Raw genomic sequence first — 25750 nt, 5'->3', positions numbered from 1 at the left:
ACATTCTCCTTTAGAATAATTTCGTTTCGAGCTCTACTTGTGGAAGTAAACTTTCAATTTTTTCAGGTGTGCAGAGGCCGATTGAAAAGGCAGTTGCACTTCCTGAGGCAACGCTGAAGCGGAAGGCCTCTTCAATTGATTTTGTTTTTTGATAGGTTGCTAGAAAGCCTGCTACCATTGAATCACCAGCACCAACAGAGCTTTTGACTTCTCCCTTTGGAACCGTTGCGATGATCGCTTTTTCCTTGTTAATAAGGACGGCACCTTCACCTGCGAGTGAGACAATCACATTTTGTGCACCTTGTTTGATCAGCTCTCTGCCATATGGAATGACTTCTTCACATGTGGTAAGAGTCGTATCAAATAAGTCTCCAAGTTCATGATGATTAGGCTTGATTAAGAAAGGCTGCAATGGAATCACCTTTTTTAATAAATCGCCTTCGGCATCTACGACAAATTTAATGCCTTTTTCATTACAGATCTCAGCGAGCTGTTCATATGTGTTCGTTGGCATTGTGGAAGGAATGCTTCCCGCCAAAACAAGGATATCCTCGCTTGTTAGCTCATGAATTTTTTGCTTCAATGCTTCGAAGTTTTCTTTCGTAAGGTTAGGACCGGATGCATTGATTTCCGTTTCTGAGTCAGACTTTACTTTTACATTGATTCTGGTATCTCCATCAACCCTGACAAAATCAGTGTTAATTTCAAGTGACTTTAAGTAGTTTTCAAGATAATCGCCTGTGAAGCCGCCGATAAAACCTAGGGCTTTGTTAGTTATATCTAGTCTTTTTAAAACTTGTGATACGTTAATCCCTTTACCGCCAGGCAATTTAGTTTCTTTTTTTGTTCTGTTTAATCCACCTAAAGTGACTTGTTCTAGTTCAACGATATAATCGAGTGATGGATTTAGAGTTAATGTGTAAATCATGAAGTAACCACCTTTATTTTTGTCTTACTGGAATACTGCTCCTTCGTATCGGGGTCAAGCTCATTTGTTAAGATCGTCGCTTCGTGAAGTCCGCCTATTTTTGCAAATGCAATTTCAGAGAACTTGGACTCATCTGCTAAAACATAGGCTTCACGAGCTAGGTTAATAGCTTGTTGTTTTATCATGGCCTCTTCTTGATCAGGAGTGGTATAACCTAGTTGGGTGTGTATTCCATTTACGCCCATAAAGCATTTATCAAAACGATACTGTTCGAGACTCTCAAGTGCACCGCGGCCAACCATGGCTTTTGTGGTGGGCTTGATATAGCCTCCTAATAAAAATGTTTTTATATTTCTGTCGAGAAGCTCATTTGCATGCATAAGGCCGTTTGTTACTACGACAATATTACTAGGAAGAAAAGGAATCATTTCAAAAATAGTGGATCCTGCATCTAGATAGATACAATCTCCTTCTTCTACTAAGCTTCCCGCATATTGAGCGATTTCCCGCTTAGCTTGAAGGTTTTTGGATGATTTCTCTGTCATGCTGGGTTCTTGCAGCTTTCCTTGAAGTCGGGCCGCACCACCATGGACTCTTTTAAGAAATTTGCCCTCTTCTAGCTGAGTGAGGTCCCGGCGAATGGTTGATTCTGATGAATTCGTAAGCTCGACTAGTTCTTGCAGCTTAACGGTATTTTTTTTCTTTAATGCTTCTAGAATAATTTGATGGCGTTCAGGTTCTAACATCCTATTTGCCTCCTAAAAACGCTTTCAAAACTTGTTTGTGGTTTTATTTTACTGTTTTTTTTGATAAAAATCAACCAAAAACTTTCATAAACATTCTTTACCAATCAAAAACATTCACCATTTCGTCGTAATTTAATAAAAGGCTTTAAACCTTATAAAATAGCAAGAAATTAAGTCCTAATGTCATTTATTTGGTATAATAACGTTGATATTGGTAATTTTTACTTGGAAATAGATGACTGTTTCTTTACTAGTTTTGCCTGTTTTTGATAAAAAATCATAGGTATTTTGGAAGGGAGTCATTGGAGTGTTATCTTTTGAGGAAAAAAAGGCTATTTTTCATTCATTTAAGTTGAAAGAAAAAAAGAACAGTAATGGAAAGGTGAGCTTTGTTTATCCTGAAAGTGTTCAAAAGGGACAGGTTTTGGCCACCCAATTACATCCAAGTGGAAATGGCTACGTGATCGGAAAATATATGTCAGAGGAAACAATCAAGGAACACGGTTATCAGGTGGATCCACGCGGCTGGATTTCCATCAAGGTTTTTTCTAAAGAAGAGATAGCAAAGGTTATAACGGAGGCTATACAGTCGATGTCTGGGGGGCATGTGGAGGCGCTGCTTCCGGATGAAGAAACTAGTGTGGCTGAGACTTTTGAAGAGAAAGCTCCTGTAGCAGATGAGGATATGTTGGCCACTGATATAGAAGTTGTCGATGCTCCTGAAGTAGTAGAAGGTGAGACAGTTGAGGATCAGGAGAAGCTGGCAGCTGTGTCTTTGGATACGAGTAAAGGTCGTGCTGATGAAAAAATGGCTGCTGGCCGGGCTGAGAGGGAGAAAGAGAAAGAGAAAGAGGAGGAGGCTGTCGAACAGGGTACATATGAGTTTTATCCTGGATTGTGTCTATTTACCTGGATGGGGCTGACGTTGTCGACAATGGAGTATGGGTATTCGGTATGGAGGAAGGCAGTTAGAGATTTGGTTGGTGCTGCTCCGGCGCGGGATAAAGAGTAAATATGGTATTTTGGTATTGCACAAGTGAGTTGTATTGCTTGTGTGTTTTTTTTGTGGACTGATTGTTAGGCTTAAAGCCAAAAATAAATATTAGATATTTGCTCAATTAGACAATTTACCAATAAATCTATTAACCTGTGTCCAGTCGAACCATTCAATCCCTTAACTAACTAAAGAATACCCGATCATTATCACTAGTAAAAATCTACTCCCACATCCCTCCATTTTGTTTTATAGTAAAAGGTAATAGAAAGGAAGTGAAACTATTGTCTTATCACACCGTTTTATCACATGATGACCGCTGCAATGAGCATCTTCACGCCCGATGTGAAGACTGCTTTGGTTTATGCTGTGTTGCCTTGCCGTTTGCTGCTTCTGCGGACTTCGCGTTAAACAAAAACGGTGGAACACCATGTCCGAATCTTCAATCAGACTTTCGATGCGGGATTCATCAAGACTTAAGACAAAAAGGCTTTAAAGGTTGTACCGTCTATGAATGTTTCGGTACCGGACAGAAAGTTTCGCAAGTCACGTTCCAAGGAAAGGACTGGCGCAATAACATCGAATTAGCCAATGAGATGTTTAATGTATTCCCAATCATGCAGCAGCTTCATGAGATGCTTTGGTACCTAACAGAAGCCCTATCATTAAAAGCGACAGCATCCATCCACACAGTACTCCGTCAAGCCATTGATCAAACAGAAAAGCTGACACTTCTCAGTCCCGGCGAGCTTACGCAACTCGATGTACCTGCACACAGAGCCGAAGTAAATACATTGCTTTTAAAAACTAGTGAACTCGTCCGTGCCAATTCACGACCAAAACATAAGACAACTCGAGGAACCGATTTAATCGGAGCGAAATTAAGAAAAGCCGACTTTATTGGAGCGGACCTCCGTGATGCCAACCTTAGCGGAGCAGACCTGACAGGAAGTATTTTTCTCACTCAAGCCCAAATCAATGCTGCCAAGGGAGATACCGAGACTAAGTTGCCTCCATCACTTACCTATCCAATCCACTGGGGAGTCCAAAAGAAAAGAAAGACCCAAAAGAGCTCAAGTTAATTCCCTTTTAATTCTTTTTTTAACTCATACCTTTTATACTAAAAAAAGATCAGCTCATGAGCAAAGGGGAAAGCTATGAGACAAATAACGTTATCAAACGGAACCACCGTTGAGGTTGAATGTTTAAGCTGTGCATTAACGAGCGGAATGGTGGAACCTGATGGTGGAGTTTTCATTGAGGCGGAACACTTTCACGCACATCAGGATGTCGCCTGCCCCATTAAAGGATTAATCATTTTAGCGTCAAAACGGCATATTTATGGTTTCGATGAACCAACGGAAGAAGAGAAAATTGATTATATTAACCTATTAACAAACATAAGAAAAGTTCAAAGAGAAGTTCTAGGAATCGAGCACGTTTATTATTTTTATAATGAGGATACCACCGGCCATTTTCACACGTGGAAGGTTCACGCTATGAATGGATGAATAATTTTGGACGTTCTGTAGAGTCTCTAAGGCCAGTTTTACGCCATGCTAGGAATGAAATGAATGATCAAGAAAATGTGAACAAGGTAATTAAATCGATCAGGATGCTGACAAAAGCATTACGGGAAGAGAGGGAATAGAGATGCTTCTAAAAAAAGCTTATGCAGGCTTGCCAAAAACAGTTGGGAAAAAAGAGGCCAACCAACCGATGGAACGTGAATGGACGAGTGCTATTTTTAAAGAACCTGTCCAAGGAGCGGTCTGGGTTGGAAAAACAGGTTTAACGGGGGATGGCCAATATGATCAGAAAAATCATGGCGGACCGGAGAAAGCCGTTTTTGCATATTCCTCAGAGCATTATACATACTGGCAAAATGAACACAACATTACCGATATTTCCATAGGCGGAATGGGAGAAAACTTTATACTCGAGCATGTAAAAGAAGACTCCATTTCAATTGGCGATACCTTTCAAATTGGCGAAGCTGTTGTTCAAGTATCGCAGCCACGGCAGCCCTGCTGGAAGCCTGCCCGCCGGTTCAAGACGAAAACATTAGCTCTATTATTACAAAACACAGGCCGAACTGGCTGGTACTTTCGTGTTTTAAAAGAAGGTCTAGTGGAGGAAGGCCAAACGTTCACCTTATTGGAGCGGCCCTGCCCTCATTGGACCATCCAGAAATGCAATGAAATCCTCCATGGCCAACAAGATTTTGAAAAAATGCGGGAACTTGCCGCCTGTGAGTTTCTGGCCCCAGGGATGAGAGAAACTTTACAGCAGCGTGTTGAGAAACGAGAGACACCAGACATTCGAAATCGTGTGTTTGGTCCGAACGATTGACCGTAATAAAAGAGGAGAATTGTATCGTGGAGTGTAAGGTGAAAAAGGGGAATTCACTTCAGTTGAACAATGGATAAACTCTGTTCCTAGCCGTCCAAGAAAACAATTAACCCTTTTTAAATGGCGGTTGATGGCTGCGGCGGTTCAGGTTAAAGTACTTTAGCCAGACTATTATCGAAAAAAGTCCGAATGTAACCATGGTAGTCAATAGCCCTTATTGACGACCGAGCAAGGAGAAAAAGAGCGCCTAAGGTAGTCAATAGCCCTTATTGACGACCGAATGAGGTAAAAAAAAGCCCCTAGGGTAGCCAATACCCCTTATTGACGACCGAACAAGAAGAAAAAGAGCCCCCAAGGTAGCCAATACCCCTTATTGACGACCGAGCGAGGAGAAAAAAGCTCCCAAGGTAGCCTATAGCTCTTATTAACGACCGAACAAGGGAGAAAAGAGCCTCCATGGTAGTCAATAAGAGTTATTGACAAAAGTTGTACATTTTTCAATTCCCTTATTGCCTGGATGTTTCTCTAAAATCGATATTAATGACTTGGTTAGTCGCAGGGTTAAATTCGATATTCACAAAGACACCAAATTCCCTCTTGTCATCTTTTAACCAGAGTTTAAACTTTTCTGTGGTGGATTTGGGACCTGTTACTCTGCCTACATGAAGATAGTCGATAATTTTTGCTTGTGGATACCTTTCTTGGGTCTTTTTCATTGCTAATGTACCCCATTTAGCATATGGCGGAATAGGTTTTTGTTGAGCGGCAGTCATTTGGGGGAACTGACATAATCCCATATCTATAGAAACAAACGTAATAATCAAACTAAACAGAAGTTTTTTCACATTATTCCCCCTTTTTCTTTAGCATTTACATTTCGGGTTACAACTTATGTTGGGAAAAATTGAAAGATGCAATTTAGAAAGGAGAGAGTGGTTTTGAAAATACGATTATTGACCCCAGCTGATGCTGAAATCTATTGGGCATTACGACTAGAGGCACTAAAGAACCATCCCGAGGCCTTTTTAACTAGCTATGAGGAATCAGTAAAAAGGGAAAATGCGGTGGAACAAGCAGCCCAAAACTTCACCGCGGAGGGGAACTACACTTTTGGAGCCTTCGATCATAATGAACTAATTGGTGTCGTCACTCTTCTTCAAGAAGAACGGAAGAAAATTCGTCACCGGGCAAACATTTTTGCCATGTATGTCACCCCAAATAAACGGGGACAAGGCGCAGGGAAGGCCTTGATGACCGCGGCAATCAATAAAGCAAAGGAAATAGAAGAAGTCGAACAAATTAATTTAAACGTAACGGCCAGTAATCAAGGTGCAAAACAGCTATATACCAAACTTGGCTTTCAGGCATTTGGATTAGAGAAGAATGCTTTAAAAATAGACGGAAAATATTATGATGACGCTTATATGGTATTACATTTAGATAAGCCAAGTGTCAATTCAAACAATTAACAACGTTCATGCTCAAGAAGAACGTTGTTTTCTTTTATTAAAAAATGATGAAAGCGCTAACATAATTGGAGTTTAGGTAGTATAATTATATAGAGGAGCAAGTATGTCACATCTTAATGAACAGGGAAGGGGTCGTTCAAGTATGACAGAAAGCATTTATTCACATTTGAAAAAAAGAGGGGTTGTTGTACCAGAACATTACATTCAACCTTTAAAGGCACAGTGGGATGCACACCAGATTTTAAATAACAGCCCGAATCAAAATAACTATACAGAGTTTAACCTTAGCGCTAAACACCATACTGAAGAACTTGATCACGAGTAAGAGTGGGGTTTCCATAAAGTTACAAAAGTCCCTTGATTCTTAATAGGAATTAAAGTAAGATGATAATACGTTATAACGAAAGGGTGACTTGAAGTCCGATGATTGACTAATCCTATTTTTGGAAAAAATTCGATAAACGAACAAATTCTGGATAGGATTAGTGCGGGCTTTTTTAATAAGCAGGGCGAAGTGAACAAGTGCTTGGCCGTTTTCTGCCCTGTATTGCCTCCTGTCCGGATTGTTGGATAAGGAGGTTTTTTTATGGAACAAGCAAGTACAAATACAAATATTTCAATTGGTTCTTTATTTCGAAATAAGGTCATTCAGACTTTATTGCTCTCAACGTTCTTTCTTCAAATTGGGGTTTGGGTGCGAAACTACTCTATCCTGTTATATGTAGTAGAAAAGACAAATGAAGACCCTGTAGCAGTATCACTCATTTCGGTAGCCGAGTTTGCCCCCATCTTTCTGTTTTCTTTTATCGGGGGGACCTTTGCTGACCGGTGGAAACCGAAAATGACGATGATATGGTGTGATTTTCTAAGTGCTGTTTCCATTTTTGTGGTCCTGCTCGCGCTATTCTTTGGCGGCTGGAAGGTTATCTTTTTTGCGACATTGGTATCGTCGATCTTATCACAGTTTTCACAGCCTGCCGGTATGAAGCTTTTTAAACTTCATGTAAAAGAAGAACTTATCCAAATGGGGATGTCCATTTACCAAACCATCTTTGCTTTGTTTATGATCGTTGGCCCGGTGCTTGGCACGTTTGTTTACCAACGCTTTGGAATCGATGTGGCGATTGCCATCATGGGAGTAGCTTTTTTACTTTCCGCTGGGATTTTATTCTTACTGCCATCAGATTATGAAGTAGAAGAAAAGGCAGAAGCTACGACGTTACTTGAAGAGATGAAGGCTGGATTCAAATATGTCTGGCAGAGCCGTTCCCTTACATTGCTTGGCGGTTGTTTTGCGGCAGCTGGCTTGGCGTTGGGGCTTACGCAGCCGTTAGCTGTATTTCTCGTAACTGAACAGCTTGGTTTGCCGAAAGAGCAGCTGCAATGGCTGATGGCGGCATTTGGAATCGGCATGATTTTGGGTGGAGGCCTTACAGTCGGCTTCACGAAAAAGACACCACCGCAGATTTTGCTTGCGATTGGTATGGGTGTCAGTGCCCTTGGCTTTTTGGTAATGGGGCTTTCCGATATGTTTTGGTTGACCTTGACCGCTCAATTTATCAGCGGTTTGTTTATGCCATGTGTTCATATTGGAATTAATACCATGATTTTAAAGAATACCGATGCAGCTTTTATTGGCCGGGTTAATGGGATACTAAACCCGATATTCATGGGTTGCATGGTGATTACAATGACATCAAGCGGGTGGTTGAAGAAGACTTTTTCCCTAGTTTCGATGTATGAAACGACAGCACTGCTTTTTGTGATTGGAGTCCTTTTTCTAGTTCCTCTATTCAAAGGGTCTACAGTCTTGGAAAAAAGTAAAGAAGCTTAAATTTAACACTATGAGGAGCTTGGACATGCAAGCTCCTTTTATCGATTGGTAAAATTAGGATTGATAGAAGGAGGAATCAGATTATGGATGTCATTGAAAAAGCGCTGCAAACCGCAGCCAAAGCCCATGCGAATCAACGCAGAAAAGGAAGTGATATTCCCTATATAACTCATCCGGTTGCGGTAGGGATGATCTTAATGAAGGCTGGTTATAACGATATACTAATTGCAGCCGGAATTCTCCATGATACGGTAGAAGACACTGACCTTACGTTGGTGGAGATTGAACATGAATTTGGCGCCGAGATTGCAGAAATTGTGGAAGGATGCTCTGAACCGGACAAATCCTTATCGTGGGATGAGCGCAAATTGCATACGATAGAATACCTTAAGAGAGCTCCCAGTGATATTCGCACAGTGGCTTGTGCGGACAAATTACATAACATACGTTCTATTTCCAATGATTATCAACGGATTGGGGATGAAATCTGGAGTAAATTTAATGCAGGTAAGGAAAAGCAAGAATGGTACTATAACCATATTGTAGATAGTCTGAAATCACAAGACTCCTTTCCATTAGTAGAGGAATTGGAAAAAGCAGTCCACAACTTATTTAAGAAATAAATATGGTAGAATGGGATCATTGGAAACGGAACGGAGGCTTTTGCAGTGATATCATTCTACAAAATAATCGTGGTTATTCATATTTTTTCCGCTATCATCGGTATGGGGCCGGGTTTTATCTTAACAACCGTTGTTAAATCAGGGAATAACATGACTGAACTTAGACATTCTTATAGGCTCCGACACAAGCTTCATATTTTTGTTATGGCAGGCGGCACTCTGCTTCTGATAACAGGTCTAACAATGGGCTTTTTAAATCCCAGTCTGTTTCGCATGGGATGGTATGTGACAAGTCTTGTTCTTTTTTTAGCCGCGCTTGCGATTGGGCCCCTGGTCTTATCACCAAGGTCTAAGCCTGTAAAAGCATTGCTGGCCGAACATCAAGGCGAGGAAATACCTGAGGAGTATTGGCGTTTATCGAAGATCTTATTTCGTTATGAATACTTAGAAAACGTGATTTTCATTATCATTATCGCGCTTATGATCTTAAAACCATTTTAATTAAGAAAGGTATGGCAAAGATTACAGTGCCTGCCTTTCTTTTTTTTGACTAAAAAATAAGTAATTGTCGATAATGTTCTACAGGTATTGAAACGTCATGGTCTAACAGACTGTACGCTTGCATACGATTTTGTTAGTGGAAGGGCCGTTTAACTATACAAAAAATTAAATTCAGGTTAAACTGTATTAAATATTATTCATAGAATTCCAATAAGAAAGGTAGGTATTTTGAATGGCTGACAATATACGTTCAATTCCTCGTCCGCTTGTAAAAACAAACCAATGGGTTATTGTTCTAAGTGTGGTCTTAACATGGGTATCTGGTGTAGAGTGGCTTTTATTAATACCGCTTCTTTCAGGTTTAAGTGGACTCTTGTTTGGATTTAATCCGATTATGCAGCTTGCAAAGCAATTTTTAAAGAAGGATCCTAAGGCTTACATTCCTGAAGATTGGGAGCAGCAGCAGTTTAATCAGAAGATTGCCGTCTTGTGTTTAGCAATAGGCTTTATTAGCTTTTTTGCGGGATGGAATACGTTGGGTTATATCTTTACCATTTTAGTTGCAGTAGCAGCATTTGTAGCCATTCTGGGCTTTTGTATCGGTTGCTTTATCCATTATCAATGGAGGCAATATAAATATAGACGTTCCATTCATTAATCTTTGTAATTCCTCAAAAGCTCTTGATAGGTTCAAGGGCTTTTTTATTTAAGTAAAGCACATTAATTCTCAATATTATTTATAATCAAATATTTTTGTTGACTGATAAAAGTTGGACCCCCTAAAATTAAGCTTGGGCTGGAAAATTTAAGTAATAGGTCTGAAAAATTTTTAATCAAATGTGAGAAAACAGAATAGGAGTTTAAGTGATAATGATTATACGTGATGCTGTAGTAAAGGAATTACCGCTGATTCGGGAACAACGGATACAAGCATATGAAATACATGCTAAAAGCATTCCAGAAGACCATTGGAAGGCATTGAGACAAGCGATTTCATCCGATGTGGATGCCAATCCTGGGATTGAACGAATCGTTGCCGAATTAGAAGGAAAGATCGTCGGCAGTGTGGTTTTATTTCCGGCTAAAACAGATGCCTACGAAGGCAATGTGGAGAAGCTGGATTATCCTGAAATCCGAATGCTTGCCGTTGCTCCTGATGCTCAAGGTAAAGGGATTGCAACGAGGCTGATTTCTGAATGTATCGTCAGGGCAAAAGAAAAAGGCTGCCAGTCGGTCGGTTTGCATACCGGAGAATTTATGACAGGTGCAATGAGATTATATGAACGGCTGGGATTTGAGCGTATCCCACAATACGACTTTGAACCTGCCAATGACGGTATCATAGTCAAAGCATACCGACTCAGCATTGATAAAGAAAATCTATTTTAAAATTAAAATATTTTAATAATTTAATAAAATCATCTCAAAACCCACTTGACACCTCGGAAAAGTCAGAATAAAATAGAGATAATTCAAGCCCATATAAACTAAAAAAGTAAGCTGATTGGTCAACCAAAGGCTTATACTCCTTCAATAAGAGTATAGGCCTTTTTGTGTACAAAGAAAGGAGAGATCACCCAATGACCTATCCAATTAGTAAATGCAGCCCACATTGTAGTCAATCAAATGTACCTTTAAAATTTTTTATCCATAAAACCAAGTATTTTGATGTGATATTAGTGGATTAAGCGGAGAGGGAGAGTGGTCGAATGGCTGCATTGGATCAAGAGAGAACGAAAGTAATATTAGAGGCATTAAAAAATATCGAGTATGGATCTGTTATAATCACGATTCATGATGGAGCGATCACGCAAATAGATAAGACAGAAAAAACACGTTTTGAAGCAAGACGTTCTACTTCCAAAAATCAAAGAGTTTAAGACTAGCCGATCAGTCGACTGAAGGCTGCTTAATTTTACATATCCTTAAGGACTTATTCTGCCTAAAAATATCGGCACATTCATTCTTAAGTATAGCTAAAAATTAGGCAGCTTTTTTTACTAAAAAGGGGGCATTTGTGATGAAAAAATATATATACAAATTTACATTGGTACTTACGTTAATGGCGCTTATATTAGCCGGCTGCAGCAGTACGGAAAAATCAAGTTCACAAACATCAACGAAAAAAGAAAATAACTCAAGCCAGAAAACGAAACAAAAGAAAGATCCTATTCAACTATTAAATGTTTCCTATGATCCAACAAGGGAGCTTTATGAAGAGTACAATAAGGAATTCGCTCAATACTGGGAAAAGAAAACAGGCCAGCAGGTAACTATTCAACAATCACATGGCGGCTCAGGAAAACAAGGGCGTGCGGTTATTGATGGATTAGAGGCAGATGTAGTGACACTGGCGCTCGCTTACGATATTGATGAAATTGCCAACATCGGGAAATTGCTTTCTCCAGATTGGCAGAAGAATCTACAGGATAATTCAACCCCATATACTTCTACCATTGTTTTCCTAGTTAGAAAAGGGAATCCAAGAGGGATTAAGGATTGGGATGATTTAACCAAAAAAGGAGTATCTGTTATCACACCAAATCCAAAAACGTCTGGTGGTGCCAGATGGAACTATTTAGCCGCTTGGGCGTATGCACAAGAGAAATTTGGCGGGGATGAAGGTAAGACCAAGAATTTTATGAGTCAATTATATAAAAACGTCGAAGTGTTAGATTCTGGAGCACGTGGAGCGACGACTACCTTTGTAGAACGCGGGATTGGTGATGTGTTAATCGCATGGGAGAATGAAGCGTACTTAACCCTAAATGAGTTAGGTAAGGATAAGTTTGAAGTCGTAAATCCGTCGCTTAGCATTCTTGCAGAACCACCGGTAGCAGTTGTTGATAAAGTAGTAGATAAAAAGGGTACGAGAGATGCAGCTGAGGCCTATCTGAAATATCTATACTCCGATAAAGGGCAGGAAATTATTGCGAAAAATTACTACCGGCCGCGTAACGAAGAAATTTTGAAAAAATATGCAAATGTTTTCCCAGAAATTAAGATGGTTACCATTGATGATTATTTCGGCGGCTGGAAAAAAGCCCAGGAAAAACATTTTAATGATGGCGGGACATTCGACCAAATCTATCAGCCTAAATAGGAAAAGCGTAAGGCGTTTAGATTTCGGCGACAAGCACAAGACGAGCCGGCCGAAAGGTTGTTCTTTAACCTTTTGGACGGATTGATCTAAATGTGGAGGCGACTGTTCTGGGACGAATGCATAAGACGCACCCTGTAAGAAGGCGTTTTTTGCCTTCTTCAGGGGGTGGCTTATGACTTCAGTCCCAAGGAGCCGCAACTGGATAAGCTTGTGACCTCGAGCCGATGGCGCCTGAAGCTGGACATTTCTCGAAGCAACTTTTATACTTTCTATCTTCTAGAAAAGGTGGCATTCGTGCTCCCTTTGTATCTAAATTGGAAGGGGTCAACCTCATGGGTCTATTTAAGAAACGAACCGGCGTATTGCCGGGTTTCGGACTGTCGCTAGGGTTTACGATGACCTACATTAGCATTCTTGTCATCTTGCCATTATCAATGATTTTTATCAATACAGCGACGGCCCCTTGGGAGAAAATTTGGCAAACCATTTCAGAGCCAAGGGTGGTTGCATCTTATAAGCTAAGCATCGGTGCCTCTCTTATGGCGGCAGCGATTAATGTTATTTTTGGAATTTTAATCGCTTGGGTGCTTGTTCGATACCGATTTCCGGGCAAGCGGATCATTGATGGACTCGTAGACCTGCCTTTTGCCTTGCCAACCGCGATTGCAGGTATCGCCTTAACAACCTTATATGCGGAAAATGGCTGGGTTGGCCAATTTTTAAGCTTTAAAGTGGCGTTCACATCTCTCGGCATTACGGTAGCTTTAATGTTTATCGGCTTGCCCTTTGTGGTTCGAACGGTACAGCCTGTTTTACAAAACGTGGATAAGGAAGTAGAAGAAGCATCAGCTAGTTTAGGTGCAAACCGGCTTCAAACTTTCATTAAAGTGGTCTTTCCTGAACTGATGCCAGCAGCGCTGACTGGCTTTGCCTTAGCATTCGCCAGGTCGCTGGGGGAATATGGTTCTGTGGTGTTTATTGCTGGTAATATGCCGATGAAAACAGAAATTACCCCACTGCTAATTATGACAAAGCTAGAACAATATGACTATGCGGGAGCAACCGCAATCGCCGCTGTCATGCTTGTTTTTTCCTTTCTCATGCTATTGGTTATTAACTTATTACAATGGTGGACCAATCGAAAAATTATTTAAATAGTGGGGTGTAGAAAATGTCCGGACATGTTCCATTGCAATACTCAAGTCCACAGATACAGAAATCGAGTAAGGAAGCTGAACCGCGTTGGGTTCGTTATCTATTAATTACATTAGCGGTTGGATTTTTAGGATTGTTTCTGGTTTTACCGCTAATTGCAATTTTTATTAAAGCCTTCGATAAAGGAAGTGCCGTATTTTTTGAAGCCATCAGCAGTCCAGATGCCATAGCGGCGATCAAATTAACCCTGATAGTCGCTGTGATAGCCGTTCCGCTTAATGCAATATTTGGTATTGCGGCAGCATGGGCGATCACCAAGTTTAATTTTAAAGGAAAGAGTTTGTTGCTCACGATTATTGACCTGCCGTTTGCGATCTCACCAGTTATCGCCGGACTAGTATTTGTTTTGTTGTTCAGTAGTCACGGGTTGTTTGGTCCATGGCTGCAGGCGCATGATATAAAAATCATCTTCGCCGTACCGGGTATTGTGTTTGCCACCTTGTTAATTACCTTGCCTTTTGTAGCCAGGGAATTGATTCCGTTAATGCAGACACAGGGAACAGCCGATGAAGAGGCATCAATGACGCTGGGAGCGAGCGGCTGGAAAACGTTTTGGCTTGTAACCCTGCCGAATATAAAATGGGGCTTATTATATGGAGTCATTCTCTGTACCGCCCGTACCATCGGTGAATTTGGTGCAGTATCAGTGGTATCCGGGCATATTCGCGGTATGACCAATACGATGCCGCTTCATATTGAGATCTTATATAATGAATATCAATTTTCGGCAGCTTTTGCCGTCGCATCTTTAATGTCGCTGTTCGCCATTATCACGTTAATTGTAAAAAATATCATTGAGTGGAAAGCAAATAAGTCCATGGCACCAGTTGAGGGGGAAGCATAAATGAGCATTCAAATTAATAACATCTCTAAATCGTTCGGCAGCTTTCAAGCCCTTGAACATATTAATCTAGACATTCAAACCGGAGAACTCGTTGCACTCCTTGGCCCTTCTGGATCAGGGAAAACCTCTCTATTAAGGATCATTGCAGGACTAGAAGAAGCAAGTCAAGGTGTCATTCTGTTTGGGGAAGAGGATATTACTCTATTAAGTGCTAAAGAGCGTAAGGTGGGGTTTGTTTTCCAACATTATGCCTTATTCCGCCACATGACTGTTTTTGATAATATTGCGTATGGTTTAAAGGTGCGCCCGCGAAAAAATAGACCTACTAAAAGTGAAATAAGAGAAAAAGTCAATGAATTATTGAAACTAGTAAAACTTGAGGCTTTTGCCAATCGTTATCCTTCCCATTTATCAGGAGGACAACGGCAGCGTGTCGCCCTCGCTAGAGCATTAGCCGTCGAGCCAAAGGTGCTTTTGTTAGATGAACCGTTTGGGGCTTTGGATGCGAAGGTCCGAAAAGATCTCCGACGCTGGCTTAGAAGGCTTCATGATGATTATCAAATTACAAGTATATTTGTGACCCATGATCAGGAGGAGGCTCTAGATGTGGCCGACCGGATTGTGGTGATGAACGAGGGGAAAATCGAACAGATTGGCACACCCGAGGAAGTATACGAACAGCCTAATAGTCCGTTTGTTTATCACTTCTTAGGGAATGTGAATCTATTTAAAGGCCGCTTGCATAATGGAAAGCTGCAGCATGGTGAGTTTGAGGTCGATGCTCCTGAGTTTGCTGAGACTATTAATACTGAAGCGGTTGGGTATGCGAGGCCGCATGATATTAGTATCAAACGAGAATATCGGCAGGATTATGCCACCGCAAAAGTGAACTATATCCATCAAATTGGTGCGGTGGTCCAAGTGGAATTAATTCGAAAAGATACCGGCGACTATTTAGAAGCTGAATTAACCAAGGAATATTTTCGAAGTCTCGACCTAAAAACAGGTGAAGAGGTATATGTAAAACCGAAGCAGTTAAAAGTGTTTATCCCCGAAGATTATTCCATATAATTAAAAGTGGGCTTTACTTCATAAAAGAAGTAGGCCCTTTTATTTTTTTAAAATCGCAGCTCTGTGTTAGTGTGATCACTTTTTTACAGATTGCCGTTTCAACACCACTTTTTCAAACTTGTGATATACTTTAGTTAAGAACCAGTTGTCATATGAGGAAGGGGACGAGTGCAATGGGTAGTGAAATCTTGATTAAGGATAAAAAACAAACGGTAAAAGGGACGCTTGCTCGCGGGGGAGTTTTTGCAAGGAGCAAGGTATTCGAGGTTTTAACCGAGAATGACGAAAAATGGTATCTTATCTATTATAAACATACCTTAGTTTATGGAGCTAAGCTTGATCATATGGAAGAAGGTACATTTATTCAAAAGGTCTTTACCAAGGGAATGGTTCTTCATTCTTCCCATCCAGTCTTAGCAGCACTAATGCCTCATCAATCCGTTACGATTCCTGCGAAAAGTAAACTTTTCTCCCATCTGCAACTCCATTTTCCACTTCAGGAAGTTGCCTTTATTGCCACAACACTTGACGCCTTTTACGAAAAAGAACAGCTAATCAGCCTATTAGATAAAGTATATTTTCACTTTAAAAGAAGCGGCAAATTTTTAAAATCCTTTCAAGTGGTACAACTCTTACATGATTTCTCTCCGTCATTAAAATCTGCAAAGGAACGCTTGGATTCACATGAATTCAATCCCTATCATCTAATTTATCATTCCAAGGATTTACCCTCTCTCTATGAAAAAGACCCACTATTTGTGGAATTACACTGTTTCAGACATCGTTCCCAACAAAAGGAAAGAGAATTCCTTCTACAAAAACAAGATGGTTTAGTTGCCTTATTGCTGTGGTTAGAACTCCCAAATGCTGGGGAAGTGGAAAAATATACAGAAATAGCCTTACAATTTATCACTATGGAAGACTGGATATTTCTCTTAAGTCAGATCCAAATTAATCCGTTTAGTTATTTACTTGAGGCAAAACCAACATTAGAAAAAATGCTGCAGGCTGGAAGAGTGGAGAAAGCTGCTAAGTGCTTATTCCCCTTTATTGAAGACCTGCCAGCAGCTTATGGTGACATGCTAGAACAGATTTGGGAAAAGTCTGACCCAGATTTTGTCTTAGTGCACATTAATGAATGGATTCTTGTATTGAAGCATCTGCCTGATAACCATCCTCATCAGCAATGGGAGGAGAAATTATTTCAATTGTCGGTGAAGCTGCTTGATTTGTATGATCTTCCTTCTGTTGAGGAGAAACTCTTATCGTTTCAGATGGTATTCCCAACATCAGAGGTTATTCGAAAAATAAAGGAAATGGCAGCCTTAGTAGAGGATCCTGATCGGATGATGACTTTAGGCGACTATTATGCGGAGTTTAAACAATATGACAAAGCCATCGATTGTTTCGCTTGGGAGATGGAGCTGCAGCCACAGAACCCTTCACCCATCCGCAAGATTAGTAAAATGTATCAATTTAAAGGACTAGTAAAGGAAGCGGCGGCCTATCAGCAAATCTTGAACCATTTACCATCGAATCAACATTTAGGATAAAAAGAGGCGTCGAACACCAGTTTAGTTGTTCGACGTCATTTTTATAGGTCCGAATAAAGGCAGCATATTAGGTACCCGTTTGTGGAAAAAGGGATAAGCATGTTCGGCATTTTCAATTAATTCATATTGAGGTTTTTCTTGAAGATATCCGCTTTATTTTATTCTATGGGTAGCCATTGGGGGTTGTTCCATCCATTTATACTCAATCATTAAGTTTAGCCCATCGTCAAGAAACGTGCCGGTTTCCACAATTAAGAATCCGAACAAACTGCTTAAATCTCTTCTTACGACAAAGCTTAAGGCATTTCCATATCTAGCGATGGCAATTTGTGCGAGTGATAGGACTTGAAACATTATTAAACGATCGGAAAAAGGAGAAATGGAAGAGTCCGTAATCTCGGATTCAAACGTTGCTTGAAATGGGATGTTTTCCGCTGTGTTAAAGGACTGAAACCTTTCTACCCTTTTTCCTGCGATCTTTTTGCCTCTACGGCATAATTTTTGAACCTTAGGGTCCTTAGCAATTTGTGAAAATATCATAAACATTGTTTTCGCGAGAATTACACCTCGCAGGCTAAAAATAAGGTTATCGATTTCAATCCCACTAAGTTGACGTTGGTCACCCCACCAGCCTGACATAAAAGAATGATGCTCAATCATTTCTGGCTCTTTTACTACTGGTATGTAAACAGGCTGATGCCCGTAGCCCTTTTTATGAACAATTTCCGTAATCATCCTATAAAGATCTGTTGAGTTTTTGAGACATGTCTCAAAAAAGGTTAAAACTTCCGGATAATCTGTTTTTCCCAAGGTTAACCCGTACCCATATATACCATACTCGGAAAGTACATGAAGCACAAAAAGTATTAGCTTATCAGACATCAGCCGGGGTACCTCTTTTGTCACGTCACTTTTCAGACTGAATCCAATGGGCGGGGCAAACCCTGCTCTTTTATATAAAGAGAGGCCATCTTCAACGATTTGCGTAGCTATTTTTTTTGATTGCTCTATGATCCGGTTTAATTCTTCATCCTCTGCGTGATGACCCCAATATTCTAATAAACAAAGGTGAGCTTGATTGGCGATAATAAACTGCCATAAATTCGAAATCTCTCCTGCTGTTGGTTTAAACTCCATAATTCCTCCTAAAAATTCCATTCAAATATTACATATATTTCGCTCTACGTTCAATTGTTATGCATGAATCTGTATTGGAACCCATTATTTCTAAAAGATCCACGGTAGATGATTTGATGGACTAAAAAATATCATGAAATAGTCAAAATGCTCCAATCCAAATGTCATAAATCATATATCAAAATCGGAACATTTCATTTAAAATAAGAATGTAAAGACTGTAAATTTAAGGAATGGTGACAAGTAATGTCAGTTTTAAAGAACTCTTGGGCTGGACTAATCATTGCTGATTAGTTAGGGAGATGATCATTTGATGAAAAAACAGTTTGAATCACTAGCCGATCTAAAGAGAGGTGTTTATCTCTGGATTGTTCCGATAATTATAATCGCTCTTATTTTAAATACCGTCATGCAAAATGGGTATAACGAATTTAAAATGAATTTTATCATTAACAATGCCCTCACCATTTGGCTGTTTTTGAGCTGGGTATTATTAATCAAAAGGCGTGGGGGTGAGTTTATAGAGTATTCATGTTTAGCTTTAATAACGGTCTATCATATTGCTACTTTTTGTGACACGGTAGCTCATTATTTGCTCCCAAGTGGCGGCTCCTTAGGAGATTTTATTGTATGGATGCCCATTTATATCGTATTTATTTTCTTAACATTAGGAGTTAAGAAGGGGCTTACTTTCTCTATTTTTATCTTCCTGCTTACTCTGGTAGATGGTCTTACTTATTTTAACAGGCTATCAACTGAATCAATGGATTCTTTATTTCAATACTATTTCGCAAATTTTGTTTATATCGTCGTTCTTTATAGTGCCCAGCACATTTTTAAAGTATATGCGGAAGCCCAACTGTTTAAAAAGCATGCATATTTAGATTCATTAACTGGAATTGCCAACCGCCATCAAATTGACGGATGGTTTGAACAAAAATTAAAAGATGCCAAGGAAATGAATATCACATTTTCTGTGATCTTTTTCGATATTGATCATTTTAAAATGATTAATGATCAGTATGGCCATAAAGTAGGGGATGCTCTATTAATTGAGCTAGCTGATTTAATCCAAAGCAACCTTTCGGCTAGAGAATGGTTTGGTCGATGGGGCGGGGAGGAATTTATTATCCTTCCTACAGTGACAGGGCAGGGAGCTATTAACCTAGCGGAACTATTACGGGAAACGGTTGCCACGCATGACTTTCAAATTGTAGGGAGATTAACAGCTAGCTTTGGCGTTACAGAATCTTTGCCAGAAGACACAATTGATTCTTTATTAAGCCGTGTTGACGAGGGATTGTACCAGTCCAAGCATCGCGGCCGAAATAAGGTAAGCAGTGTAAGTTAAATAATAAAGTCCCCGGGCAGTTTATTCTGGGGGCTTTTTTGGTCTTAATTAAGCTCTAATTCGCATAAAATTGGTAAATACTGCTATAATAAAAATGGATCTACACCAGACCCAAAGAGCGAGGAGAGGGCGTAATGATGATTTCAATAGACCCATCTAAAAATACTGAAAGAGAAAATTATAAATTTCTAATTGGAAGTATTATACCTAGACCAATCGCTTTCGTAACATCCTTGTCGAAAGAGGGTGTTTTGAATGGCGCACCCTTTAGTTATTTTAATATTGTCTCGGCCAATCCTCCATTGATATCGGTAGCTATTCAACGCTCGGGAGGAAGACAAAAGGATACAGCTAGAAATATAATCGACTTAAAAGAATTTGTCGTGCATATTGTTGATGAACATAATGTTGAATTAATCAATAAAACAGCCGCGAGCCTCCCGCCAGATCAAAGTGAAATTGAACTAGCGCAATTAACTCCTGTAAAAAGCATAAAGGTCTCTACACCAGGTGTTAGGGAAGCTAAAATTAGAATGGAGTGTAGATTAGAGCATTCCTTGGAAGTAGGCGGGGAGGATTCTCCAGGATGTGATTTTATCATCGGTAGAATTGTTCAATACCATATTGAAAGTGACCTTTATGAAAGTGGACGAATCGATTCAAAAGGCTTAGCTGCGGTAAGCCGCCTGGCGGGTAATAATTATGCGAAAATCGGCGAGATTTTTGAAATCGAAAGACCTAAGTAGTCTAACTGCCTATACTATAAGAAATAGGAACGCTCAGAGGGTTAAACTCTGAGCGTTTTTAGTAAGTACCAATTCTTCAAACTGAAGCTATATTTGTGAAACTAATGGAAGAAGTATTTCGACTTGTGTCCCTTGGTTTGGGGTACTTTTTATCTTAATTTCTCCTCCGTAGGAATCTATGATCCGCTTGCAAACCGTTAACCCCAGACCTGAACCGGCTTTTTTTAAAGTAAAGAACGGATTAAACGCTTGTGAAACTTGATCCTTGCTCATACCAACCCCGTTATCGCTAACAGTTATCCGGCAGTTATCTGATTGTTTATCTAAATGGATGGATAAATTCCCGCCGTAGGGCATTGCCTGTAAAGCATTTTTTGTAAGGTTAAGAATGACTTGTTTTAATTGGTCTTTTACACAAGATACCGGCAACTCTTCCGGATGGTAGTGGAAGGTTAATTCCACGTTTGTATAATTGGTTTCAGAGGTAATAATCGGTGCGATTTCCGAAACAATCACATTTGCATTATAGGTTTTAAGCGTGTAAGCCGTTGGTTTTCCAAGGATAAGCAGTTCACTTACAATGGCATTAATTCTGTCAATCTCAGATTGGATAACCTTGTAATAGGATTGTGCCTTCGGCTCATCGTTTTCTTCACTTAATAGTTTGACCAAACCCTTTATACCAGTGAGCGGATTTCTAATTTCATGGGCGGTACTAGCTGCAAGATTGCCAATTAGCTCCAGTTTATGGAGCTCCGTTTGTTCTTTTTCTTTTTGGACCTTTCTTTTTAAAAGCAGATAGTTAATCAATAAAAATAATATACTCATTGTGAATAAGGAGATGAAGAGATTTTTAAAAAAGCTATCCCAAAATACCTTTTTAGTATTAGGGTTAACAAAAGCTGTTATCGTCCATGGGACCCTAGAAATCTTCATAACTGATTTAACGTTATATTGGTTTGGAATGGAACCAGATTGAATTAATGGTTTGCCAGTCGCATCTTTAATGGTAATACGTTCATTATTTACTAATCTAAATATTTCTTTTTTTATTTCATCCATTCGCAAACTCGCAACGAATACACCCTTAACTCTGTGCCTATCGACGATTGGGGTAGCAATTGAGATAATATACCGTCCTGTTACCCGTCCATTATGAGCTTCAGAAATACTGGTTTGTGCTTCATCGCGGGCCTGTTGAAAGTAAGGCTGATCACTAACATTTATACGGGTTGTGATTTTGTTGGTGCTTATGATAACGTCACCACTTGTATTAGCCCAATAGAAACCAGAAAAACGCGGGTCTTTCCCCTTGGTTTCTCGGAGTATTTTTTCTATATCCTTTAAGCTGATGTGCTGGATATTAAGGGCGGTGGAGAGCATTTCTAATCGTCCGACTGTCTCCCCAACAAACCTCTCAATATTCATGGCATGAAAGTTAGCATACTCTTGTGCCCTGAGTTTATAGTCACTTTTCACCACTCTCACTTGGTGCCGGGCTAAAGTCAAACTGACAGCAAGGGATGGAATCAGAGCAATTAAAAGATAGATTAATGATTTTTTATGTATAAGAGCCTTAAGCAGGCGAAAAAGTACCAAGCGGATCTACCCCTCTATGTTATGTACTATTTTTCCATATATTTATTAATTTGATACACTTAGGAGTAATTGCTGAAAAAGAAGTAATAAATCGTGGTGCACATCTATATTGTTTTTTGAAAATAGTTTAGTTGCTATGTTAGTTATATCAAATATCTTATTATCTGAAAATAGAAAAGTTTAATATTTCCTACTAACTGAATAGGGATTTTGGCTATTTCATCCAAATTAAATTTTCATACCCTAATAGAAAGAGGTTAGGGAGGTGTTACAATGCAAAATAAGAGGAGAAGGAGTCCCTTTTCAATCTGTATTTTTCCTGGATATAAGTGGTGCGGACCGGGCTGCAGCGGCCCTGGAGCACCGATAAATGATGTAGATGCCTGCTGTCAAAAACATGATTACTGCTTGAGCCGCGGATTATCATCCTGCCAATGTGATACGCAATTTATGGAGTGTCTTCGTCCAAAGATGAATCCCAATACGGAAAAAGGCAGAAAGGCTGCGCTGATGTATGATTTTATGAAAGTAAGAACTGCCTTTAACTGCGGCAGGAAGAATTGGCTGTAAAGTGGATAAAAAATAGGATAAGTTGTCAAACTGATTGATTGAAAATTTAAGTGGTTTCGGAGAATATAATGCTAAAGAGTTTAGGAAAGGAGGGAGTTCATGCACTTCCTCTATTGGTTCCTCAAATGTGGATGGCTGCTGCTGATTATTTTTATTGGAAATATTTATTTAAGCCGTATGGGTTTATGGTCTGTCATCATATGTATAGCTGTGTTTGTAGCGGGAAATCATTTGATTAATAAAAGCATGGAAAAGATCATCTTAGCAAAGAAGAAATAGTGTAAAAACTCAACTTGAATTTCATGTCATAAGAATAGAGGTTTATTAATTTTCCCAACGCCAGTAGATATGAGTGTTGGGATTTTTTATGGAATTTCAAGAATCGACAGGAGCTGACCCCCTTTTCCTCACTTTTTTCCCAATTATGCGGAGGCTTTTAGCGTGATATGATGTTTTTGCAATAGTAAACAAATATAGAATTAGGAGGCTGGGAAACGATGAAGAAAAGAACATCTATTATACTAGCATTAGGATTAACGGTTGGGGCAGTGCTGCCGATATCGGCCGCGGCCAACACTACTCCGTATAATGTTACTGTTTCAAAGGATGCAAGTCAGTTTGGCAAGGATGCAAAGGTCACTTGGAAAAAGGGTCAAACGGTTCCCTCCTTCGTCCACGGTAAACTCTCTACTAAGGTTTATAAAGATCAAGCATCCGTAAAGCAATTTTTAAAAGACAATAAATCACTTTATCAATTAGATGCAGATAAAGATTTAACTTTGCTTGATGTGCAGACCGACGAGCTTGGCAGCAAACACTATAATTTTGTTCAATCTGTGCAAGGTATTCCGGTAGATGGGGCAAAATTCAAGGTGCATACCGATAAAAATGGTTTCATTACCGCTATTAATGGCGATGTTTTTCCGGCCGCGTCCAACTATTTCAAGGGGAACCTGAAAGCAAAGCTGACTAAGGATGCTGCGCTAGATAGGGCCTGGAAATCTATAAATTTGACTAAGGAAGAAACATTAACAAATGCGGAGGCAGGTCCAACTGGAGCGAAGTTTGAAGATACGATTGAGAAAGCTGAATTAGTCGTTTATAAAAAGGCAAATGATTTCTATCTGGCCTACAAAACTAACCTGCAATTCATCCAGCCTTATGGGGCCAACTGGGTAGTATATGTGGATGCGGTGAATGGGAATGTAATAGATTCATATAATGCCGTAGCGGATGGTGCCACCACAGGCTCTGGATACGGAGTATTAGGAGATTATAAAACTCTAAATACCTATTATTCAAACGGTACTTACTATTTATATGATGTAACAAAACCGATGTCAGGTGTAATTGAAACTAGAACGGCACAAAGCCGGAGCGTGCTGCCAGGTAATTATTCTGTAGACCCAGATAATAAATTCAATGCGGTTTCTCAGGGTGCAGATGTAGATGCCAACTACTATGCCGGCAAAGTCTATGATTATTATAAAAATACGTTTAATCGTAATAGCTTCGATAACAATGGGGCAACGATTCGTTCGTCGGTACATTATAGCAGAAATTACAATAATGCCTTCTGGAATGGTTCGCAAATGGTATATGGGGATGGCGATGGAGTAACATTTAGACCTTTATCAGGCGCTCTCGATGTGGTTGCCCATGAATTAACACACGCTGTTACGGAAAGAACCGCAGGGTTAGATTATGTTGACCAATCCGGGGCATTGAATGAGTCGATTTCCGATACGTTTGGGGTTTTCCTAGATAAGGGGGATTATTTAGTTGGTGAGGATGTGTACACACCAAATAAATCAGGGGATGCGCTCCGCAGCTTATCTAACCCAACACTTTATGGACAGCCTGATCATATGAACAACTATGTTTATACTACTTCTGATAATGGAGGGGTTCATACCAATAGTGGAATCCCTAACAAGGCGGCCTATTTAACGATTTCCAGCTTAGGAACAGCTGTTGCTGAGAAAATCTACTATCGTGCGCTTATCGTGTATCTAAACCCACAAAGTAACTTTAGTGATGCACGCGCCTCACTGCTTGCAGCCGCTGCAGATTTCTACGGAACAGGCAGCACCCAGTACAACGCAGTTGCCTCCGCTTGGAACCAAGTAGGAGTAAATTAAGATAAGAGTGGAATATAAAAGATAAATAAACATCATACAAGAAAAAGGCTGCGCGTTTCTGAGGCTACTGCAAAACACTAGATTTAATTACTGAAGCACGATATGTAGAGGAATAGTAAAAGGGTGAGACACTACCAGTGGTAGGTACTCACCCTTTTTTCATTTATTTTTTGACTTTTGCAGTGCCCTCTTTCTGCAGCCCTTTTCTTTGTTAGAGGAGCAAAAAAAATAGATTGGTGCCGGCACCAATCTAAAAATGGGAAGTTTTAAGAAATGAGCTCATTGAACTATTTCCTAAATAAGTTACTTTTATAATAGTGAAAAATTGTGTAGAAAATAGGTGGAAGTTGTGTGGAAGTTGTGAAGATTGGGAGTGGATTGCAAAAAAATAGATTGGCGGGATCACCAATCAAAGTATGGGAAGTTTTAAGAAATGAGTTCGTTGAACCATTTCCTAATTAAGTTATTTTTATTATATGAAAAATATATGTAGAACTTGTGCAAATCTTATGTGGAAGTTGTGAAGATTTACTAATATATGCACGGAAGTGTAATGGGCAAGTATCCATTCCAATTTTGAAGTGTACACATACACTGTTTACAGCTAGTCGTAAAGGAGGGTTATTACAATGGAAGATAGACAACAATCTGGAGCATATCACCATGGCCATAGCGGTTATTATCCAGGTGGTGGTTATCACCACGGCCATGGAGGGTATTATCCAACTCCGGTAGGATATCCAGGATATGGATACCATCACGGACACGGAGGCTATTATCCAGGGCATGGTTATCATCATGGCCACGGGGGCTATTATCCGGGGCATGGTTATCATCATGGTCATGGAGGATATTATCCAGGTCATGGTTACCACCACGGCCACGGCACATACCAACGAGGTCAAAGGTAACAAACAGACTTTGAGTATAAACGGAGTTAACAAAGTAAAAAAGGTGCCTGACACCCAAAGGG

Annotated in this window: 27 protein-coding genes and 1 pseudogene; 23 read left to right on the top strand and 5 right to left on the bottom strand. The window is 39.9% G+C overall.

Annotated elements, in window-relative coordinates; genetic code table 11:
- Positions 1 to 10: 10 nt before the first annotated feature.
- Positions 11 to 928 carry a 1-phosphofructokinase gene (gene pfkB, locus M3226_RS12160; protein WP_251565684.1) on the bottom strand — a complete coding sequence of 306 codons (918 nt, stop codon included), beginning with the start codon at positions 926 to 928 and terminating at the stop codon, positions 11 to 13.
- Complete coding sequence (locus M3226_RS12155) at positions 925 to 1674, bottom strand: DeoR/GlpR family DNA-binding transcription regulator (protein WP_251565682.1); 750 nt, start codon at positions 1672 to 1674, stop codon at positions 925 to 927. The genes pfkB and M3226_RS12155 overlap by 4 nt, the downstream gene beginning before the upstream one ends.
- Positions 1675 to 1981: 307 nt before the next feature.
- Here M3226_RS12155 and M3226_RS12150 point away from each other — a divergent pair, with 307 nt between their 5' ends.
- From M3226_RS12150 to M3226_RS12135, 4 genes and pseudogenes are all read left to right on the top strand, one after another.
- A complete protein-coding gene (locus M3226_RS12150; RefSeq protein WP_251565680.1) occupies positions 1982 to 2686 on the top strand; it encodes a hypothetical protein in 705 nt (234 codons plus the stop codon).
- A gap of 266 nt (positions 2687 to 2952) precedes the next feature.
- The gene (locus M3226_RS12145) at positions 2953 to 3750 is read left to right on the top strand and encodes a pentapeptide repeat-containing protein (protein WP_251565678.1); all 798 of its coding nucleotides are present in this window, start codon (positions 2953 to 2955) and stop codon (positions 3748 to 3750) included.
- A 75-nt stretch (positions 3751 to 3825) separates the two neighbouring features.
- Positions 3826 to 4319 (top strand): annotated as a pseudogene (locus tag M3226_RS12140) (HIT family protein).
- Between the two features lie 2 nt (positions 4320 to 4321).
- Positions 4322 to 5020 carry an MOSC domain-containing protein gene (locus tag M3226_RS12135; protein ID WP_285857824.1) on the top strand — a complete coding sequence of 233 codons (699 nt, stop codon included), beginning with the start codon at positions 4322 to 4324 and terminating at the stop codon, positions 5018 to 5020.
- A gap of 506 nt (positions 5021 to 5526) precedes the next feature.
- Here the strand turns inward: M3226_RS12135 and M3226_RS12130 are convergent.
- Positions 5527 to 5817, bottom strand: a complete 291-nt coding sequence (locus M3226_RS12130) for a YqzG/YhdC family protein (protein WP_251566078.1) — start codon at positions 5815 to 5817, stop codon at positions 5527 to 5529.
- 141 nt (positions 5818 to 5958) lie between these two features.
- Between M3226_RS12130 and M3226_RS12125 the strand changes: the two genes are divergently transcribed.
- The 13 genes from M3226_RS12125 (at position 5959) to M3226_RS12065 (ending at position 17233) form a co-directional block, all read left to right on the top strand.
- Complete coding sequence (locus tag M3226_RS12125; protein WP_251565676.1) at positions 5959 to 6489, top strand: GNAT family N-acetyltransferase; 531 nt, start codon at positions 5959 to 5961, stop codon at positions 6487 to 6489.
- Between the two features lie 142 nt (positions 6490 to 6631).
- Entirely contained in the window at positions 6632 to 6814 is a 183-nt protein-coding gene (locus M3226_RS12120; RefSeq protein ID WP_251565674.1) for a hypothetical protein, read from the top strand.
- Between the two features lie 261 nt (positions 6815 to 7075).
- Positions 7076 to 8323 (top strand): MFS transporter, encoded by a 1248-nt coding sequence (locus M3226_RS12115; protein ID WP_251565672.1) that lies wholly within the window; start codon positions 7076 to 7078, stop codon positions 8321 to 8323.
- An 83-nt stretch (positions 8324 to 8406) separates the two neighbouring features.
- On the top strand, positions 8407 to 8946 hold the full coding sequence (locus tag M3226_RS12110) for an HD domain-containing protein (RefSeq protein WP_251565670.1): 540 nt from the start codon (positions 8407 to 8409) through the stop codon (positions 8944 to 8946).
- Positions 8947 to 8991: 45 nt separating this feature from the next.
- Positions 8992 to 9447, top strand: a complete 456-nt coding sequence (locus M3226_RS12105; protein WP_308211942.1) for a DUF2269 family protein — start codon at positions 8992 to 8994, stop codon at positions 9445 to 9447.
- A 232-nt stretch (positions 9448 to 9679) separates the two neighbouring features.
- Positions 9680 to 10105: a DUF4395 domain-containing protein gene (locus M3226_RS12100; protein ID WP_251565668.1), complete on the top strand. Its 426-nt coding sequence runs from the start codon at positions 9680 to 9682 to the stop codon at positions 10103 to 10105.
- A 212-nt stretch (positions 10106 to 10317) separates the two neighbouring features.
- Entirely contained in the window at positions 10318 to 10836 is a 519-nt protein-coding gene (locus M3226_RS12095; protein ID WP_251565667.1) for a GNAT family N-acetyltransferase, read from the top strand.
- Between the two features lie 320 nt (positions 10837 to 11156).
- Positions 11157 to 11327: a YezD family protein gene (locus tag M3226_RS12090; RefSeq protein WP_251565665.1), complete on the top strand. Its 171-nt coding sequence runs from the start codon at positions 11157 to 11159 to the stop codon at positions 11325 to 11327.
- Positions 11328 to 11467: 140 nt separating this feature from the next.
- Positions 11468 to 12550: a sulfate ABC transporter substrate-binding protein gene (locus M3226_RS12085; RefSeq protein WP_251565663.1), complete on the top strand. Its 1083-nt coding sequence runs from the start codon at positions 11468 to 11470 to the stop codon at positions 12548 to 12550.
- A 332-nt stretch (positions 12551 to 12882) separates the two neighbouring features.
- The gene (gene cysT / locus M3226_RS12080; RefSeq protein WP_251565661.1) at positions 12883 to 13704 is read left to right on the top strand and encodes a sulfate ABC transporter permease subunit CysT; all 822 of its coding nucleotides are present in this window, start codon (positions 12883 to 12885) and stop codon (positions 13702 to 13704) included.
- A 17-nt stretch (positions 13705 to 13721) separates the two neighbouring features.
- Positions 13722 to 14609 carry a sulfate ABC transporter permease subunit CysW gene (gene cysW, locus M3226_RS12075; RefSeq protein WP_251565659.1) on the top strand — a complete coding sequence of 296 codons (888 nt, stop codon included), beginning with the start codon at positions 13722 to 13724 and terminating at the stop codon, positions 14607 to 14609.
- Positions 14610 to 15680, top strand: coding sequence for a sulfate/molybdate ABC transporter ATP-binding protein (locus tag M3226_RS12070; protein WP_251565656.1), 1071 nt, complete (start codon positions 14610 to 14612; stop codon positions 15678 to 15680). It abuts the gene before it with no gap.
- Positions 15681 to 15853: 173 nt separating this feature from the next.
- Positions 15854 to 17233: a tetratricopeptide repeat protein gene (locus M3226_RS12065; RefSeq protein WP_251565655.1), complete on the top strand. Its 1380-nt coding sequence runs from the start codon at positions 15854 to 15856 to the stop codon at positions 17231 to 17233.
- A gap of 153 nt (positions 17234 to 17386) precedes the next feature.
- Here the strand turns inward: M3226_RS12065 and M3226_RS12060 are convergent, their stop codons facing one another.
- Positions 17387 to 18370, bottom strand: coding sequence for a DUF3231 family protein (locus M3226_RS12060; protein ID WP_251565653.1), 984 nt, complete (start codon positions 18368 to 18370; stop codon positions 17387 to 17389).
- Positions 18371 to 18683: 313 nt separating this feature from the next.
- Between M3226_RS12060 and M3226_RS12055 the strand changes: the two genes are divergently transcribed.
- Both M3226_RS12055 and M3226_RS12050 read left to right on the top strand, forming a co-directional pair.
- The gene (locus M3226_RS12055; protein WP_251565651.1) at positions 18684 to 19721 is read left to right on the top strand and encodes a GGDEF domain-containing protein; all 1038 of its coding nucleotides are present in this window, start codon (positions 18684 to 18686) and stop codon (positions 19719 to 19721) included.
- Between the two features lie 137 nt (positions 19722 to 19858).
- Positions 19859 to 20467: a flavin reductase family protein gene (locus tag M3226_RS12050; protein WP_251566074.1), complete on the top strand. Its 609-nt coding sequence runs from the start codon at positions 19859 to 19861 to the stop codon at positions 20465 to 20467.
- 87 nt (positions 20468 to 20554) lie between these two features.
- On the opposite strand, the gene M3226_RS12045 is transcribed toward M3226_RS12050, so the two are convergent.
- A complete protein-coding gene (locus tag M3226_RS12045) occupies positions 20555 to 22066 on the bottom strand; it encodes an ATP-binding protein (protein WP_251565649.1) in 1512 nt (503 codons plus the stop codon).
- Between the two features lie 273 nt (positions 22067 to 22339).
- Between M3226_RS12045 and M3226_RS12040 the strand changes: the two genes are divergently transcribed.
- From M3226_RS12040 to M3226_RS12025, 4 genes are all read left to right on the top strand, one after another.
- Positions 22340 to 22636 (top strand): phospholipase, encoded by a 297-nt coding sequence (locus tag M3226_RS12040; protein ID WP_251565647.1) that lies wholly within the window; start codon positions 22340 to 22342, stop codon positions 22634 to 22636.
- Between the two features lie 99 nt (positions 22637 to 22735).
- Entirely contained in the window at positions 22736 to 22915 is a 180-nt protein-coding gene (locus tag M3226_RS12035) for a hypothetical protein (protein ID WP_251565645.1), read from the top strand.
- Between the two features lie 218 nt (positions 22916 to 23133).
- Complete coding sequence (locus M3226_RS12030) at positions 23134 to 24777, top strand: M4 family metallopeptidase (protein ID WP_251565643.1); 1644 nt, start codon at positions 23134 to 23136, stop codon at positions 24775 to 24777.
- 629 nt (positions 24778 to 25406) lie between these two features.
- Entirely contained in the window at positions 25407 to 25688 is a 282-nt protein-coding gene (locus M3226_RS12025) for a hypothetical protein (RefSeq protein ID WP_251565641.1), read from the top strand.
- Positions 25689 to 25750: the final 62 nt, after the last annotated feature.

Source organism: Neobacillus cucumis (genome assembly GCF_023715505.1).
The sequence above is the reverse complement of the archived record's forward strand: the minus strand, read 5'-3'. Positions and strand labels throughout refer to the sequence as shown.